Genomic DNA, 17,835 nt, shown 5'->3' with positions numbered 1-17,835 from the left:
TTATAAAAAATAAACGGCGCATTTGTTAATGCGCCGTTTTCATTTATGTCATAAATTAGCTATAGTTAATTTGCCTAAATTAACGCCACGATGTAGCTAATGCCACCGTCTAGTAATAACAAAAAAACGAATGTTTATAACTTTAAGCTGACCTTTTGGTTATCGCTTACGCTAACTGTACTAGTTGGTGTTGTTCTTGATCGTATTAACTATAATCGTGTAAAAGATGCTCACCGCCTACAAATTCTATCAGAAGTAAGTACTTATAGAGCTCAACTCGAATCAACCTTAGTTTCTAATATTCAACTAGTACGGGGTTTAGGTGTTGCCGTTGCCGCAGAACCGGGTTTAGAACAAGAACGCTTTGAACAAATCGCAGCTCCTCTTTTTGATACATCAAATGAACTTCGTAATATTGGTGGCGCTCCCAATATGGTCATTCAAATGACCTATCCTTTAAAAGGGAACGAAAAAGCAATTGGCCTTAATTTTTTAGATAATAAAAATCAGCGTACTGATGCACTTAGAGCTCGCGATACCAACACAATTATTATGGCAGGACCGCTAACATTAGTTCAGGGGGGGGAAGCATTAATCGCCAGGGTTCCGGTGTATACCCCTCCCAATAATGAGTTTTGGGGGTTGTTGTCGGTTGTACTCGATATTGACAAGGTTTATATCAATTCTGGTGTTTATGAATTAGAAAAACAGTACAACGTTGCCATTCAAGGGCGTAATGGTTTAGGTAAAAAAGGCGAGTTTTTTTTCGGCAATCAAAATATTATTCAGCAAGATCCCCTTGAATTCACTCTAAATTTTCAAGGCGGCAGCTGGCAGTTATATGTAGCGCCAAAAATCGGTTGGAGCCCTCCTATTTCATCAATATGGCCACTTCGGTTATCGATTATTATTATTTGCGGGTTATTAATTTGGGCCTTTTTATTCTTTTTGAAAATGCTTAATCGTCAGCAACAAAACGAAAAAATGCTTGAAGCAATGAGTGATCTAGCTCAAATAGGCGCATGGTCATTTAACTTAGAAACTAAACAAGTGTATTGGTCTGATATGACCAAAAAACTATTTAAATACCCATTAAATAACCAACCAGAATGGCCTAAAGATTTAAATTACTTTAAAAAAGGCACTAGCCGAGAAACAATTAAACCTTTAATTGAACGAGCCATAAAATATGGTGAAAGCTACGAAGTTGAATTAGAAGTAATGGATGCAGAAGGTGAATCTGTTTGGGTACTCGTACATGGTGAAGCAGAACGAAAGAATGGACGATGCACACGCATTTTTGGCTCACTACAGAATATTGATACCCGTAAAAAAATTGAATTAGAAAATAATAAAACCGCATTACATAACGAAATTTTAGCTTCTCTTACCGTTAATAAATTAATATTAAATGGGCAACTTAGCCAATCGAAAGATATTATCACTGAAGCAATCTGCCAAGCATTCGATATTAAACGTGCCAGTATTTGGTTTTTTAATGAAGACAAGTCTCAACTAAGCCCCTTTGCCATACATAGCAAACATTCGTCTAGTGACAAAATTGACTCTATTTGGCTAAGAAAAAACAACCCCGGCTTTTTTAATGCAATAGATCATCAAGCAGTATTTAATGCACCCGATGCACTAGAACACCCAATACTCGCACCAATTAAAGAGCAGTATTTAATGCCACTCGAGATTAAATCAATGCTGTGCATAATTATTCCTGCGGGAAGTGGTGCTATAGGCGTTGTTTGCGCCGAGCAATGTCAATCCAAGCGCCACTGGTCTAAAAACGAAGAAAGCTTTTTAATTGCCGTTGCAGCGTTAATTGGCAGCTTGCACTCGAGCCAGCAACGAATTGAAACTGAACAAAAGCTGGTTGCCGCCAAAGAAACTGCAGAACAAGCTGTTGAAGCTAAAAGTGAATTTTTAGCAAGTATGAGCCACGAAATTCGCACACCAATGAATGGTGTTTTAGGCATGCTTAATATAATTAAGCAAACGCAACTAGACCTACAGCAAAAGCATCATATCGAACTTGCTCAGTCATCAGCTCAATCTTTACTTAATATAATTAACGACATATTAGACTTTTCTAAAATTGAAGCCGGTAAGCTCGATATTGAAAACGTGCAATTTAACCTACCTCGGTTATTAGGAGAAGTGGTTGAGTCGTTTGCTTTAAAAGTAGAGCAAAACAATACAAAACTTATTTTAGATGCCACTCAAATTACAGTTAGCGAAATAATTAGTGATCCGAACCGCTTACGCCAAATTTTGAATAACTTAATTGGCAACGCCGTTAAATTTACTATTGATGGCGAAGTAGTTATTACCGCCAAAGTGGATGAAACAACGGATGGCTCGTTCCTACAATGTTCGATTATTGATACTGGCATTGGTATTGACCCTAAAAAACAAGCGTCGTTATTTGATTCGTTTACACAAGCAGATACCTCAACTACACGCCAGTTTGGGGGCACAGGGCTTGGCCTTGCCATAGTAAAACAACTGTGTGAGCTGATGAACGGTGAAGTAAGTGTAAACAGCATGCAAGGTGAAGGAAGTACATTTTCTTTCACAATACAAATACAGCCTCGCTTAAGTAAAGAACAAGATTTACCGAGTCATTTAATTAAAAACAAACATATTTTAATTATTGATGAGTGCTCGTTAAATGCAAATACAGCCAGCAAACAACTCACGGTATGGGGTGCAAAGGTTAATTGCATACATGACTATCTTGAGGTTGATAATTATTTAAATAATGTAACCACCCACCCTGAAGCTATTTTAGTTGATTACTACTTTTTTGAAAAAGCGCCGCAAACGCATATAACTGCGCTTAAAAACTTTATAAATATGCATAGTTGCAAGTTAGTTCTTATGGCGCCAATGAGTTATTCACCTGAGGAGTCTAAAGTAGGTATGGAAGTCGACTGTATGATTTTCAAACCACTCACACCTTCTGATTTGTTTGACTCACTCACTAACGATAAATACATTGAACAACAGCAGCAACAAGCACAACTACAAAATAAACTAACTAAAGCACCGGTACTCGATTCATCAGAGCCACAACTACTGCTCGTTGAAGACAATAAAATAAACCAAGTAGTTGCCTCGGCGCTCTTAAAGCAAGCAGGTGTGACTTTTGATATTGCTGAAAATGGGCTTGAGGCAATTGTAAAACTCAATGCAAAACAAGGTAAGCCATATAAACTAGTTTTAATGGATTGCCAAATGCCTGAAATGGATGGCTACCAAGCCACTAAAGCCATTAGAGAAGGCGATGCAGGTAAGGGTAATGAAAATATTACTATTATTGCACTTACAGCCAATGCCATGCAGGGCGATAAAGAAAAATGCCTAGCAGCAGGCATGAACGACTATTTAAGTAAGCCGCTCGATTTAGCCGCACTAAAACCTAAACTCCAGCAATGGCTTGGTATCCAATAAAGGTGTAAGCTAATAAAATACGCTTACTAATTTGAGATTATTTATGCAGTTATCAGCAAATCAACAACGTATTCTTGGTTGCTTACTAGAAAAACAAAGCACAACGCCAGAACATTATCCGCTATCGTTAAACGCTCTAGTGAACGCATGTAATCAAAAGTCTAATCGCGATCCTGTGTTAAATCTTACAGATAGTGACGTGCAAAACGCACTTGATGAACTAATAGACATGCGCTTGGTAACTATAGATGAAGGGCTTTCTGGTCGCGTAAATAAATACGACCACCGCTTTTGCAACACTGAGTTTAGTAATCTGCAATTTTCTGCTCAGCAACGTGCCATTGTTTGTTTATTACTTTTACGTGGTGCCCAAACCCCAGGTGAATTAAGAACTCGCAGTGCTAGGCTTGCTGATTTTAATAACGTAAATGAAGTAGAAACAGCGCTCAATAAACTGATTGAAAGCGATTACGCCCGTAAATTAGAACGAGAAGCAGGTAAACGCGACAGCCGATACATTCATTTATTTGGCGAACAACAAAATAATCCCGCCGATGCCTTTGTTGCTCTACCAAGCGAAGTAATTAAAGATAAAGAATTAAGTGATTTACTGGCAGAAGTGGAAGAATTAAAAGTAGAGCTTCGCAAAATAAAAGCTCATTTAAAACTTTAATTAATTAAGACTAAATCACATAATAAGTTTATTGCGTATCACATATTAAATTTTATAAGGAGCTGGCAATGCGCGCCGAAATTATGGCTGAAATGAAGGTTCAGCCAACTATTGATGTAAATGCTGAGATAACTCGCCGGGTTGCTTTTATTAAAGCACGTTTAGTAGCAGCTCACTCACGATCACTAATATTGGGTATTAGTGGTGGTGTTGACTCATCAACTTGTGGCCGCTTATGTCAACTTGCCGTAAACGAGCTAAATAAAGAACACGATACTGACAAATACCAATTTATTGCTGTGCGCTTACCTTATGGCGTACAAGCCGATGAAGACGAAGCGCAAATGGCGGTTGATTTTATCCAGCCAAGTAAACGTATGACCGTAAACGTACAACCTGCGGCTGATGCATTGCATGAGCAAGCTATAGCTGCTGTAGTTGGCTGTGGTGAAGCACTGCCTGAGCAAGCTCAGATAGATTTTATTAAAGGTAATGTTAAAGCACGCCAACGTATGGTTGCTCAGTACGAAATTGCTGGCTTTTGCCAAGGCTTAGTAGTGGGTACCGATCATAGTGCTGAAAACATTACTGGTTTTTATACTAAATTTGGTGACGGCGCGTGCGATTTAGCTCCGCTATTTGGTTTATCAAAACGCCAAGTGCGTGCACTTGCTACTGCACTCGGTGCCCCAGCTTTATTAGTAGATAAAGCACCTACAGCTGATTTAGAAAGCGACCGCCCAGGCTTAACAGATGAAGAAGCACTTGGTTTGAGCTATGAGCAAATTGATGACTTTTTAGAAGGTAAATCTGTTTCTAAAGACGTTGAACAAAAGCTTGTAAGTATTTACATGCGTACACAACATAAGCGCCAACCAATTCCGACAATTTACGATTAATGTTTTAGTAAATAAAATAAAGCAATTAACGCCTTTGAGGATTAATTGCTTTTTTGATCGACAGATTAAGAAACTGCGTATATTTTAGTAAATTAACGCTTTAAATTTTATAATACCAATTGCGTTAAATTAGTGATCTATTATAGCCCTAAGAAAATAGCGATAGATCGATCATGTTTTAACAATATTGGTATAAGTTACCCGCCAAAGAGAACACTGCCTTATATGACATCGCCCATCTTAATTACCGGCGCAGGCCAACGTATTGGTTTAGCGCTCGCTCAGCATTATATAGCCCAAGGGCAGGCTGTTATTATTACGTATCGTACTCGTCACGACGCTGTTGATAAATTAGAGCAACTAGGCGCTGTATGTATTTATGCCGATTTTAGTACCGATGACGGTATAAGTGCATTTATAAATACGCTTAAAGAGCATACAACATGGCTGCGCGCTATTGTTCACAATGCATCAAGCTGGGACTGCGAAGCTAACAATCCTGACTTTGCAGTACTGTTCGATAATATGATGCGTATACACGCCAAAACACCGTATTTAATTAATTTAATGTGCGCTGAGCTGCTTATAAACTATCAGCAAAGTGAAAAAGTACCTGCTGATATAATTCACCTTACTGATTATGTAGTTGAAACAGGCAGCCCTAAACACTTAGCTTATGCAGCAAGTAAAGCAGCTCTCGATAACTTAACTAAATCGTTTAGCGCTAAATATGCGCCAAACATAAAAGTGAACTCGGTTGCTCCATCACTCATTATTTTTAATGAACATGACGATGAGCAATATCGAGCTAAGACCCTTAAAAAATCATTAATGGGCATTGAACCCGGATGCCAAGAAATTATCAATAGCATTGATTTACTATTACAAAGCCACTACATCACAGGGCGTTCTTTGCCTGTTGATGGCGGCCGTCATTTAAAGTAAATATAAATAAACTGAGATATTTATGCACAATGAATTAAAAGAAAGTTACGAAAAAATCATCACCGCAGTAGGCGAAGATGCTAACCGCGAAGGCTTACTTGATACGCCAAAACGTGCTGCAAAAGCAATGGAATATTTAACGCAAGGATATCGTCAAACGCTTGATGAAATAACTAATAAAGCGGTATTTACATCTGACGCTGACGACATGGTGTTAGTGCAAGACATAGAGCTTTACTCTATGTGTGAGCATCATTTACTACCTTTTATTGGCCGTTGCCATATTGCTTATATTCCAAACGGTAAAGTATTGGGCTTGTCTAAATTTGCACGTATTGTTGATATGTTTTCACGCCGTTTTCAAATTCAAGAACAGCTAACGCATCAAATCGCTAAAGCAGTTGAAGAAGTTACTGGCGCTAAAGGTGTGGGCGTTATTGTTGAAGCAAAACACATGTGTATGATGATGCGTGGTGTAGAAAAGCAAAATTCAAGCATGCGTACATCAGTAATGTTAGGTAACTTTAGAAGCGATCCTAAAACACGTAACGAATTTTTGCAGCTTATAAAAGGTTAACCCTATGGCTAATGCAATTATTAACGTTACTAATTTGCGCCTGCGTACGTTTATTGGCTTTAACCCCGATGAGCGTGAAAAAAAGCAAGATGTAGTGATCAACCTAGAGATTCACTACCCTGCTGATGACGCGTGTAAAACGGATGAAGTTGACCAAGCACTTAATTATAAAGTGATCACCAAAGAAGTAATTAGCTTAGTAGAGCAAGGCCACTTTTTACTGCTCGAAAAATTAGTGGCTGAAATTCTTGCGGTTTGTCACGCACACCCAAGTGTTCATTACGCTAAAGCACGTGTTGATAAACCGCATGCACTGCGTTTTGCCGACTCAGTGTCGTTAACGCTTGATTGGGCTAAATAAGGCCTTAAAAAACTTATTTAAAAAAGCTTTTCGAATCCTACGGCAAGGGCGATAACCGCTAAATAGCGCGCGCCTTTGCCTAGTGTTACTAGTAATAAAAACAGACTAAAGCGTACTTTAAATATCCCCCCAATTACAGTTAGCGGATCGCCTACTACTGGCAGCCAAGCAAACAACAAACTATACACACCGTATTTATTAAATTGCTTTTGTGCGTTATCAAGCCCTTTTTGCGATACCGGAAACCATTTTTTATCTTTAAAACGCAGTACTTGTGTACCTAACCAGTAATTAACGCAGCTTCCCAATACATTTCCAAGTGTTGCTACGCACCACATAAGCCATAAATTAACTTTACCTTGGGCAATCATCCCCACCATTATCACCTCAGAAGAGCTAGGCAGTAATGTGGCAGATATAAATGCGCTAATAAATAACGTGAGATAAAGCATAATGTCCTTATGGCTAAACGTAAAAACCCAGCCTATAGCTGGGTTTATAATACCAATTTTATTAAAAACATGATCATTCTAGCGTATTAAATAACTCACTAACGACGTTAAAAATCATTTATATAGAACAACTATGTATCATAATTTTAGCCTTGTTATTGAGCTATTTTCTTATCGCTATAATAGATCACTAATTTAATGCAATTGGTATAAAAATAACTGAGGTTTTATTTTATCAAATTTAAACTAAACGGGTAATTAAACTCTTTACCTTCGTTAGCTTTAATACTTGCCATTACAAACCCAAAAATTGCCACTATAGGTAGTAATATTAAGCCTACTGCTACAAACATCAGTAAAAAACAAACTACATATGCAATTGCCATCGTTATTTGAAAGTTAAGCGCCTTTTTACCGTGCACGTCAACAACTGGCATCTCATCTCTTTTAATTAACCACACAATTAATGGCCCAATTATTGAGCCAAACGGCACAATAAATCCGGCAAGCGCACTCAAATGGCATAACATAGCCCACATACGGTCATCTTTATTAACTGGTTCAACCTGTTGATTTTCTTCCATAACACTCTCCTTTTTGTTTTATGTATGTTGCCTCTTAACTAAACAAATGTCTACAAATCAACCAACGTATTTGTATTTAAAAATCACAGCGTGAAATCTTGTGATAAAAAAGTGATAAGTTTGTGAGAGTTTCTGGAGACGATTATTCAATACTTAACTCGAATCATCACTTACAGGAATAATAATGAAAACTTCTACATTAACAATTGCAATTCTTTTAGCGGCAGCTAGCCAATCGACTATGGCCGCAGAATTAGACCTAAAAGTTACTAACCTAACCAAGGGTATTCACTTCACTCCACTGTTAATTACAGCACACAACAGCGAAGACACACTATTTGAAGTAGCAACAGAGGCATCTACAGCATTACAAACAATGGCTGAAGGCGGCAATATTGCAGAGCTAGTTGCACAAGCAACTGCAGCGGGCAGTGATATGGCTGCAAATCCAGCTGAAGGTTTACTTGCACCAGCCGCATCTACAACGGCAACACTAACAACTACTGACGGTAACGAGTACCTATCTTTAACTGCAATGATGCTACCAACTAATGATGGCTTTGTAGGCTTAAACAGCTGGAAAATCCCAACAGAAGCGGGTACTTACACAATTAATTTAAATGCTTACGATGCAGGCACAGAACAAAATAATGAGCTTGTAGTTGAAGGCTCTGGCGCTCCAGGTACTCCGGGTATTCCTGCGGCTCCAGGTGGCGACGCTGGCACTGGCGGTACAGGTATATTAAGTGGTGATACAAATACAAGCATCCATATTCACCCAGGTAGCTTAGGCGATGACGATTTAGAAGCGGGTAATAGCGATTTAAGTAATACAGTACACAGATGGTTAAACCCAGTAGCGCAATTAACCGTTACAGTTAAGTAGGAGCATGATTATGTCATCTGCTAACAACCTTAAAAAAAGTCTACTAGTGCTTGCACTTGCAACCACACTTGCAGCGTGTAGCGATAATGATAACGACCCAGTGGTTGAAGAGCCGGTCGTTGTTGAGCCAATTGTTATAGAACCTGTGATCAGTGAGTTTACTATTACTTTTAGTAACTTAACTGCAGGACAGCCTTTGTCACCACTCTCTGTCATTGCTTTTGAAGATGAAGCACCTTGGACATTCGGTACAACAGCTTCTGTTGGTTTAGAAATGCTTGCAGAAAGCGGTGCAAATGAAGAATACCTCAGCTACGAAAGTGCACTTGCTGCAGTTTCAGCTGAAGGCGCTATTGGCCCTGGTGAAACCACCACAGTAATCATTACTGTTGAAGAGCAAGAAACGCTTAATTTGTCATTTGCTGCCATGCTTGGGAATACAAATGATGCTTTTACCGGTCTTAGTTCTTTAGATGTATCAACATTAGAAGTTGGCGGCTCGTTATCACGCACTACGACAGCTTATGATGCGGGTACGGAAGCAAATACAGAAACAGCTGAAACTGTGCCAGGTCCTGCCGCTAGCGGTGAAGGGTTTAACGAAATACGTGACGATACAGCCGATATAATAACGATGCATCCAGGCATTGTTTCAAATCAAGATGGATTATCTACATCAGCACTTGGTGTTGAACATAAGTTTGATAACCCAGTATCGAAAATAGTAATTACGCGCACGCAGTAACGTTCCAGCTTGTAATGGGGAAGTAAGGGAGCACGGATGCCCCCCTTTTTACGAGGTAATACATGCGTCACGAAAAAATATTAGTAGTAGAAGACGACAGAGAAATAGGTAAATTAATTACCACACAACTTACTTCGCTTAACTTACATGTAGATCATGTTGTAAGCGCAGAACTTGCCTTAAAAAAAATAGCTAAGCATCCCTACGGACTTATTTTACTCGATATAAACTTACCCCAAATGGATGGTTTGAGCTTATGCCGAAAAATAAAAGAGCATTACCCAACTACCTCCGTAATTTTACTCACCGCGCTTAGTAGCGATATGGACAGAGTTATTGGCCTTGAAATGGGCGCCGATGATTATATTTGTAAACCCTTTTTTGCACGCGAATTACAAGCCAGAGTAAAAACCCAATTACGCCACAGAGCACAACTACTCGCTAGCCAAAACAACGACAACTCCCCCGTTGATAGCGAACAAACACTAAATGTAGGCTCACTCAATATAGAATTTAGTTCGCACCAAGTGTATTTAGGCAAGCAAGCCCTTAACCTTACCGCCACCGAATTTGATTTACTCGTTTACTTTGCACGCCATCCTAATCATGTTTTTAGCCGCCAGCAGTTACTCGATAAAGTATGGGGTTACCAACACAGTGGCTACGAGCACACGGTTAATTCACATATAAACCGCTTACGTGCCAAGCTAGAAGAACACCAACAAGCGCCTATCATCGAAACAGTTTGGGGTGTTGGTTACAAACTAAACCCTAGCCAACTCAATTAAGACACCTATTATGAAATTATCTTTGTATCAAAAATTAGCTATATCGCTAGTCGTGATTTTTTGTTTTATTTGCGCCCTAGTTTACGGCTGGAGTAAGCAATTAGAACTGACTTCAAAACACCACGCCGAACAAAATCTGCACTTAGCGCTAGCTGAGCATTTAGTACAAGATAACCCATTAATAAAAGAAGGTGTTTACGACTATAAAGCGCTTGAAAACCTCTTTCATACCTTAATGTTATTAGGCCCGGCGTTTGAATTTTATTTTGTAGACAAAACCGGAAAGATTCTTACTTACTCAGCAAAACCGGGTAAAGTTAAACGCACGCATATTAGTTTAACGCCTTTAAAAAGGCTGATTAACGACCCAAGCGCTGCACCTATTTATGGTGACAACCCTCGTAATAAAGAGCAACAAAAAATATTTTCAGCCGCGCCAGTATTTAATCAAGATAAGCTACAAGGTTATTTATATGTAATTATTGGTGGTGAGGCTTACGATACCTCACTAAGCACTGTAAAAAATAATGATAAGTTATGGCTAGCTGCTTTATGGCTTGGCTCTGCACTCGCATTTTTATTTATTGCGATGCTAATTTTACTACGTTTTTTTACCAACCCAATTCAGCGCTTAGCACGCGATGTTAGTAATATTGAAGCCGCTAACTACAGCCTTACCGACACCAAGCTAAGTAACTATTCAACGCAAAAAAGTAACGAAGTGCATAGTTTAGGGCGAAGTATTCAAGCCATGTTAACCCGTATTAATGAGCAGTTTAAAGCGCTTGAACAAGGCGATAAACAACGCAAAGAGTTGCTAACTCACTTATCGCACGACCTACGTACACCACTTGCTTCACTGCAGGGGTTTTTAGAAGTTTTAAATCAGTCAGGTGAGCAATTAAGTCAAAAAGAACAACAAGAATACTTACAGGTATCGCTTAATAATTGTGGGCAATTAAAGCTACTCATAGAGCAAATATTTGAACTTGCTCACTTAGAAAATGGCGAAATAAGTATAAATAAAGAAACCTTTAATTTAGGTGAACTCATTTACGATTGCATGGCAAAATTTAGTTTAGCCGTTGACAAAAAAGGCATTAGTTTGTCGGTAGAACCTGCGATTTGTGATTTTCCTGTGGTTGCCGATATAGCTAAATTAGAGCGCGTGTTAAGTAACTTAATTGATAATGCAATTAGGCATACCCCTCGCGGCGGCAGCATTGCAGTACATGTAAAACGCAGTGACGATAATCAACTATTTGTGCATGTATCAGACACGGGCGTAGGCATAAAAGAAGATGAGCTGAATGCTATTTTTGATCCGCACTACCAAGCAAGTAATTCTAATAAAGAAGGGCGCCAGCAAGGTGGTTTAGGATTGGCTATTTGCAGAGGGTTATTAAAACTGATGGATAGCGAAATTTACGTACAAAGTGAAATTGGTAAAGGCACAATGTTTAGCTTTAACTTGCCACAAAAAAAGGTGCTTTCTTAAAAAGCACCTTACATTTTTGTTTATTTTAAATATATAAATTAATTACTTTTTAATACCCGCTAAATCAAGCATAAATGCATAGTTTAGCGCGGTATCTTCTAAGCGCTTAAAGCGACCCGATGCGCCGCCGTGCCCTGCTTCCATATCTATTTTAAACAGTAACTTATTGTCATCAGTTTTATAGTCACGCAGCTTAGCAACCCATTTTGCAGGTTCAAAGTATTGAACTTGTGAATCGTGCAAGCCAGTCGTTACCAACATATTAGGATATGCTTGCTTAGATACTTGGTCGTATGGCGAGTAAGACAGCATGTAATCGTAATACGCTTTTTCGTTCGGATTACCCCACTCGCCGTATTCATTTGTTGTAAGCGGAATGCTCGCATCAAGCATCGTTGTTACTACATCTACAAACGGTACCGCAGCAACCATGCCTTTATAAAGCTCAGGCGCTTGGTTTGCTACTGCGCCCATTAATAAGCCACCAGCACTGCCACCTAACGCAAATATTTCATCTTTTGCGCCATACTTTTGAGAAACCAATGCTTTGGTTACGTCAACAAAGTCATTAAACGTATTCTTTTTAGTGAGTAGCTTGCCGTCTTCGTACCAAGGTCGACCTAGCATTTGCGAGCCACGTACATGGGCAATTGCAAATACAAAACCACGGTCTAACAAGCTCAAACGTGAGCTTGAGAACGTTGGATCCATGGTTGCGCCGTACGACCCATAACCATATTGCAGTAGCGGGTTAGTGCCATCTTTTTTAAACGCATCTTTACGGTAAACTAAACTTACCGGTACTTTTATGCCATCGCGTGCTGTTACAAAAATGCGCTCTGAAGCGTAATTGTCAGCATCAAAATCACCTAACACAACCTGTTGCTTAAGAAGCGTTTTATCGCCAGTCGCTAAATTTACATCGTACGATGAGCTTGGAGTGGTCATGCTTGTGTAGTAAACACGTAACGTGCTGCTATCTATATCGTTATTGCCATAAGTACCAATTGTATAAGCGCTATCGTTAAAGCTCAGTGGTAACTCTTTACCTGTTTTTAAATCACGCGCAATCAACTTTGATTGGCCCATTTCACGTTCTTGGTAAACTAAGTAGTCATTAAATAAATCAATGCCTTCGAGTTTAATATCATCGCGCGCTGGGATCACACTTTGCCAATTAGCCTTGTCGCCTGCTTTATCAATATCAACTTTCATCAGCTGAAAATTTACAGCATCTAAGTTAGTTACAATGTAGTAAGTATTCCCTAGCTTCGAAATATCATATTCAAGCCCTGCTTCGCGCTCAATTAAGCGTTTAGGCATTGCCTTAGTATCATCAGCACTTAATACAGATACGCCTGATGCAGCCGTGCTACTGTGCCAAATATAAATCTCTGACTCATCTTTGCTTTTACTCATACCCATGTAGTAACTGGTATCAGTTTCTTCGTAAATTAGCTCATCATCAGCTTGCGATGTACCTAATGTATGACGATACACTTGGTAACCTAGTAGAGTTTGTAAATCTTTTTTAATGTAGTAAACCGTTTTATTATCGTTTGCCCACACAATGCCACCGTTGGTGCCTTCAAGTGTGTCTTCGAGTAATTTACCGGTAGTTAAATCTTTTATTTTTACGCTATAAATACGACGGCTAACAGTATCTTCGCCATAAGCCATTAAATTGCCATTAGGGCTTACATCTAAACCACTTACTGCATAATAATCATGACCTTTAGCAAGCTCATTTACATCTAAAATAACTTGCTGATCGGTACCTGCAAAATCGCTGCTGCGTAAGTAAGTAGTGTACTCGTTATCGCCACGTGTTTGTGTTGAGTAAAAATAATCACCGTTTTTAACTGGGACCGAATCATCGTCTTTTTGAATACGCCCTTTTAGCTCTTTAAACAACTCACTTTGCAGCGTTTTAGTATGTGCGAGCATTGCATCAGTGTATGTGTTTTCAGCTTCTAAGTAGTTAATTACCTCAGGTGCTTTACGTTCATCATCACGCAGCCAATAGTAATCATCTATACGTGTATCACCATGAATAGTCATTTCATGTGGCACTTTTTTAGCTACCGGCGCTACAGCTTGGGCTACTTGAACCGTTTTAACTTGTGTATTACTTTTTTTGGTTTCTTCAGGGGCTTGATTACAGCCACTTAAAATAGCGAGCGATAGTGCTGCGAGTGCGAATGGGTTGCGTTTCATCAGTCAAAGTCCTTGTTGTATTTTTATTTTTTATTAAGTAATTAAATATACCTAAAAACAACCTATGTTGTGATTTAGTTTGTGAAGCTATGTAAAAAGGGAGCCGAAGCTCCCTTTATATAACTATTTAGTTATAAAATTACTTTTGTTTACGACGACGTATGAATGCAAACGGCGCTACTAGTAATGTTAACCATGCAAGTGAACCAGATGAGCTCTTTTTGCTTTCTGGTGCTACAGTCTCTACTACTGGTGGTACAACTTTAGTAATACTTACAGTAACTACAGCAGGAGCAGATACATTACCGCGTACATCAATTGCAACAACTTGAAGTTCAGCTGATGAATCACCAGTTAACAATTCAGTATTAGTTACAACCACTTGTCCATCCGCATCAATACCAAAACCTTGGTGAGTACTTGATTGCACATAGTACTCTGACACATCTAAGTCTTGGTCAGACTCAGTGATAGTTAGTGCACCAACAACCGTTCCGTTAGCAGCATCTTCTGAAACACTAAACTCACCACCAACTAGCATTGGGGCGTCGATTGCAGGAAGCTCTAACTCAGTACTACTCATCACTTTAACAATATCCAAACCAGATGTTTGTGATAATGCAAATGGACCGCTTGCTTCAACAATTGCTTTTTCACCCGGTTTAAGTGAAGTAACTGCTTCGCCAGTTTCCATAGAAGTAAGCGTTACACTTGGAGATGCTCCAAATGTAGTTGAGCCTTCAATACTATCGGTCTGAGTGAATACACCTGTAACATATGAAGGGTAACCTACAGATGCTTTAAAGTTCATGTTTTCACCAAGTAATGAACCATCAACGTTTAGTAGCTCACTACAAGTTGAGAAGGTAATAGTATCTTCACCGGCTGAGTGATAAAGCGGAGTAACCCATGCTAACGAATCGTTACCAGCGCCATCAGTTTCACCAATTACTGTACGGCTACGGCCAGGGAATGCTGTTTCACGACCGCGGTCGTTATAGTTTTGCATAACTTGATCATAAACACCGTCATTATCAGTATCAACTTCTAATCTGTAGCCTGCTTGGAATACATGCGTTAATGGGTCGCGCAATTGGATAGACGACGTTACAAAAATACCAGAGTCACAAGAGCTATCTGCAAATGCAGAGAAAGTAGTCGCTAAAATATTAAACTCAGCTTCTTCTCGTGTTTTCTCTGTGCCTGTTGCAACAATGCTTTCTGCAAAAGGAGTAATGTCTGTTTGGCCGCTATTTTCAACAATAAGTGCCATTTCGTTATCAATGATTTGAGACGAAACGCTTAATTCTGTCGCAGCTTTTGGCATTGCATGATATACAACGTGTAAATCGTGGTCTGTATCAGTGCTTGCGTCATTAAATACCAATGCACCATCAAACTCTACTGAAGTAAGAGCAGCGCTTCTTGCAGCAATGTCGTCTGCACTAAATGGGTTTTCTAATTCCCACGCTGGTAGTTTTGTTGGATCAACAGTTAGCGTCACATCAAAGTTAATTGACTGACCTGCAGGGATTGTTACCGACTCAGGGAAATCCCAGCTAATTGCAGCTGTATCGTCATCATTTTGGTAGCGAGCTTCAGTACGCAGCGCATACGTTTTAGCATCTGATGAGAAGTTCTTAACAGTCACTGTTTTAGTTAGAGACTCTGTTCCAGCCATTGACACAAGGCCGAATGAAAGAGCCGCTTGTTTAGTATTAAACTGTGTATTATTAACCCATGCAGCAACTGGTAAGTTGACTGCTTTAGTTACATCAACCAAGCCTGAACCAATCATACTAATTGGAGCCAGTTCTGAGTCAGGACTGCTTGCTAAAGGCTCATTTGTTACATTTAAGTCAGCTGCATTCATTATTGTAGCTTTAATCTCAAATGCATTACGTTCAGGGTGAGCTTCACGTACCATTGCAACAGCACCGGCTGTAATAGGGCCTGAAAAAGATGTTCCAGATACAGGAGCTAGCTGATCTTGCGTGCCTGCTGCTGCAACTAATATACTAGTACCAGGGGCAGTAATTTCTGGTTTTAATAAACCATCCATCGAAGGGCCACGAGAAGAGAACGTAGCTACTGCACCTGCTGTAGTTTTAATTTTTACATCAATATCAAATGTTGCCGTATCGCCTGCAGCTAATTGAGCTTTTAAAGCAGCACCTGCAGCAAAATTAATACCTACACTTTTAATAGTTACATTGTCATCACTGCCACCCATTGGTGCAGGAGTGCCATCATCTGTGTTATTTGCAATCAGTACAAATTCAGCACCTTTCTTCTGTGCACTAAGTACTTTAACTGTAAATGCACATGCACCACGGTCAATTAAAACCGCTTTACCAGTAAAATCAACATCATCAGCAAAATCAACACAACCATCTTGGTTTGTGTCAGGGTACACTAAATCAATATCTGCACCTGTAATTACAAAGTCAGTTTGCGGACCAAAGCCTGATGCTTGAATATTACCTTCGATACCAGCAATAGTACCTGTAGCAGTACCAACTTCAGTTGTAGGATGAGTCATTGCGCCTACTGATAACGCATTTGGTGTCGTGCTTGGGCCACCAATACGGAATGGATGATCACCATCATTACCAGCTGAAATAACCATATTCACACCTAAATCAACAGCACGTTGAATTAGGTATTGCGCACCACCACCTGTATATGTATCGCCAAACTCGCCACCTAATGACATGTTCATAACATCTACGCGGTCTGAAATATCACCATCGCCATTTGGATCCATTGCAGCTTCTAATGCCGCAGCTTGAGCGGCACTTGGACAGCCACCACCACAAACAGAGTAAACATATAATTCAACATCTGGTGCAATACCATTTACTGAGTTTGAAGAAGACGTACCATGATTCGTTGCATCACCTGTAGAAGGAGAATTTGCAGCATCATTTTCAATTGGATCAGCATCGTCACGAATAAAATCGTAACCGCCTTGTACAATACCTTGTGGCCAATCAACCGTTGTAGGATCAGCTTGAGCAGCCTCGTATGCTTCTACAGTACCCTCACCACCAAATGCTTTGTGGGTATAGTCAATACCAGTATCTAGAACAGCCACACGCTGACCTTTACCAGTTACAATACCATCAACAATTAAAGGCTTAGCATTAATATATTCAGACGTTGCAGCTACATGTAATTCGTAGTCAAACATCGGTAATACTTTAGCCACTCGTGAATCTTTAGCTATTTTAGCTAAGGCTTCTGGTGTCGCCTGCACAATTAATGTTGGTGCTAATATTTTTGTTTTACCAATTATTTTTGCATCAAAGTCTAAGCTACTAAGCTCGTTGGCCATCGTGTTTTGAAGCAGCTCAACGTTAGCAATCATTTCACGACTGCTTGACGCTTCATAAGTGCCAGAAGCCACAGCATCAACAGAAGTTGCTGCACGTAAAACAATCATATGTGCTGAAGGCTGTTTTTGCTCAGATGCTAATTCTTTCAGCTGCTCTGCAGCTTGAGGTGCAATCGTTGCATTAGGTAAAGTTGCCGCATTAACAAAAGTAGCAAGAAATGCACTTGAGACTGCCGTAGCTATAGCAGTTTTTTTTATTATATTTTTAGCCATGAGTTCCCCTTGGATAGGTTATGTATTATTGTATTTGTATTAATCAAAATGATTATATTGTTGTACTGAATATAAAACTTTTGGTACAACCCAAGCAACACCTTGGTTACAAACACATGACATCAAATCCAAAAAACA

At 39.5% G+C, this 17,835-nt stretch carries 14 protein-coding genes; 10 read left to right on the top strand and 4 right to left on the bottom strand.

Features of this window, described 5'->3' with window-relative positions:
- Positions 1–99: 99 nt before the first annotated feature.
- The 6 genes from I6F47_RS16895 to folX all read left to right on the top strand — a co-directional run bounded on the left by I6F47_RS16895 (position 100) and on the right by folX (position 6,917).
- Entirely contained in the window at positions 100–3,462 is a 3,363-nt protein-coding gene (locus tag I6F47_RS16895) for an ATP-binding protein (protein WP_197184243.1), read from the top strand.
- Positions 3,463–3,505: 43 nt separating this feature from the next.
- Entirely contained in the window at positions 3,506–4,135 is a 630-nt protein-coding gene (locus I6F47_RS16890) for a YceH family protein (protein WP_007580511.1), read from the top strand.
- Between the two features lie 68 nt (positions 4,136–4,203).
- A complete protein-coding gene (nadE, locus tag I6F47_RS16885; RefSeq protein WP_121953458.1) occupies positions 4,204–5,034 on the top strand; it encodes an ammonia-dependent NAD(+) synthetase in 831 nt (276 codons plus the stop codon).
- Between the two features lie 225 nt (positions 5,035–5,259).
- The gene (gene folM / locus I6F47_RS16880; protein WP_197184242.1) at positions 5,260–5,979 is read left to right on the top strand and encodes a dihydromonapterin reductase; all 720 of its coding nucleotides are present in this window, start codon (positions 5,260–5,262) and stop codon (positions 5,977–5,979) included.
- A gap of 22 nt (positions 5,980–6,001) precedes the next feature.
- Positions 6,002–6,556, top strand: a complete 555-nt coding sequence (gene folE, locus I6F47_RS16875) for a GTP cyclohydrolase I FolE (protein ID WP_002962341.1) — start codon at positions 6,002–6,004, stop codon at positions 6,554–6,556.
- 4 nt (positions 6,557–6,560) lie between these two features.
- Positions 6,561–6,917, top strand: a complete 357-nt coding sequence (gene folX / locus I6F47_RS16870) for a dihydroneopterin triphosphate 2'-epimerase (RefSeq protein ID WP_002962340.1) — start codon at positions 6,561–6,563, stop codon at positions 6,915–6,917.
- A gap of 17 nt (positions 6,918–6,934) precedes the next feature.
- Here folX and I6F47_RS16865 read toward each other — a convergent pair whose 3' ends face one another.
- On the bottom strand, positions 6,935–7,369 hold the full coding sequence (locus I6F47_RS16865) for a YqaA family protein (protein ID WP_024605954.1): 435 nt from the start codon (positions 7,367–7,369) through the stop codon (positions 6,935–6,937).
- A gap of 227 nt (positions 7,370–7,596) precedes the next feature.
- Entirely contained in the window at positions 7,597–7,953 is a 357-nt protein-coding gene (locus I6F47_RS16860; RefSeq protein WP_024605916.1) for a DUF4870 domain-containing protein, read from the bottom strand.
- 184 nt (positions 7,954–8,137) lie between these two features.
- Between I6F47_RS16860 and I6F47_RS16855 the strand changes: the two genes are divergently transcribed.
- From I6F47_RS16855 to I6F47_RS16840, 4 genes are all read left to right on the top strand, one after another.
- Positions 8,138–8,839, top strand: a complete 702-nt coding sequence (locus tag I6F47_RS16855) for a spondin domain-containing protein (protein WP_165729342.1) — start codon at positions 8,138–8,140, stop codon at positions 8,837–8,839.
- Between the two features lie 10 nt (positions 8,840–8,849).
- Positions 8,850–9,584 carry a spondin domain-containing protein gene (locus I6F47_RS16850; protein WP_197184241.1) on the top strand — a complete coding sequence of 245 codons (735 nt, stop codon included), beginning with the start codon at positions 8,850–8,852 and terminating at the stop codon, positions 9,582–9,584.
- Between the two features lie 62 nt (positions 9,585–9,646).
- Positions 9,647–10,372, top strand: a complete 726-nt coding sequence (locus I6F47_RS16845; protein ID WP_007580488.1) for a response regulator transcription factor — start codon at positions 9,647–9,649, stop codon at positions 10,370–10,372.
- 10 nt (positions 10,373–10,382) lie between these two features.
- On the top strand, positions 10,383–11,870 hold the full coding sequence (locus tag I6F47_RS16840) for a sensor histidine kinase (RefSeq protein WP_197184240.1): 1,488 nt from the start codon (positions 10,383–10,385) through the stop codon (positions 11,868–11,870).
- A 42-nt stretch (positions 11,871–11,912) separates the two neighbouring features.
- Here the strand turns inward: I6F47_RS16840 and I6F47_RS16835 are convergent, their stop codons facing one another.
- Positions 11,913–14,087 carry a S9 family peptidase gene (locus tag I6F47_RS16835; RefSeq protein ID WP_197184239.1) on the bottom strand — a complete coding sequence of 725 codons (2,175 nt, stop codon included), beginning with the start codon at positions 14,085–14,087 and terminating at the stop codon, positions 11,913–11,915.
- Positions 14,088–14,226: 139 nt separating this feature from the next.
- Positions 14,227–17,697 carry a S8 family serine peptidase gene (locus I6F47_RS16830; RefSeq protein ID WP_197184238.1) on the bottom strand — a complete coding sequence of 1,157 codons (3,471 nt, stop codon included), beginning with the start codon at positions 17,695–17,697 and terminating at the stop codon, positions 14,227–14,229.
- Positions 17,698–17,835: the final 138 nt, after the last annotated feature.

The organism is Pseudoalteromonas sp. NZS37 (assembly GCF_015864265.1).
In the GTDB taxonomy this organism is placed as follows: Bacteria; Pseudomonadota; Gammaproteobacteria; order Enterobacterales; family Alteromonadaceae; genus Pseudoalteromonas; species Pseudoalteromonas arctica.
Note: the sequence above shows the minus strand (reverse complement) of the source record. Positions and strands in the feature narration are given on the sequence as shown.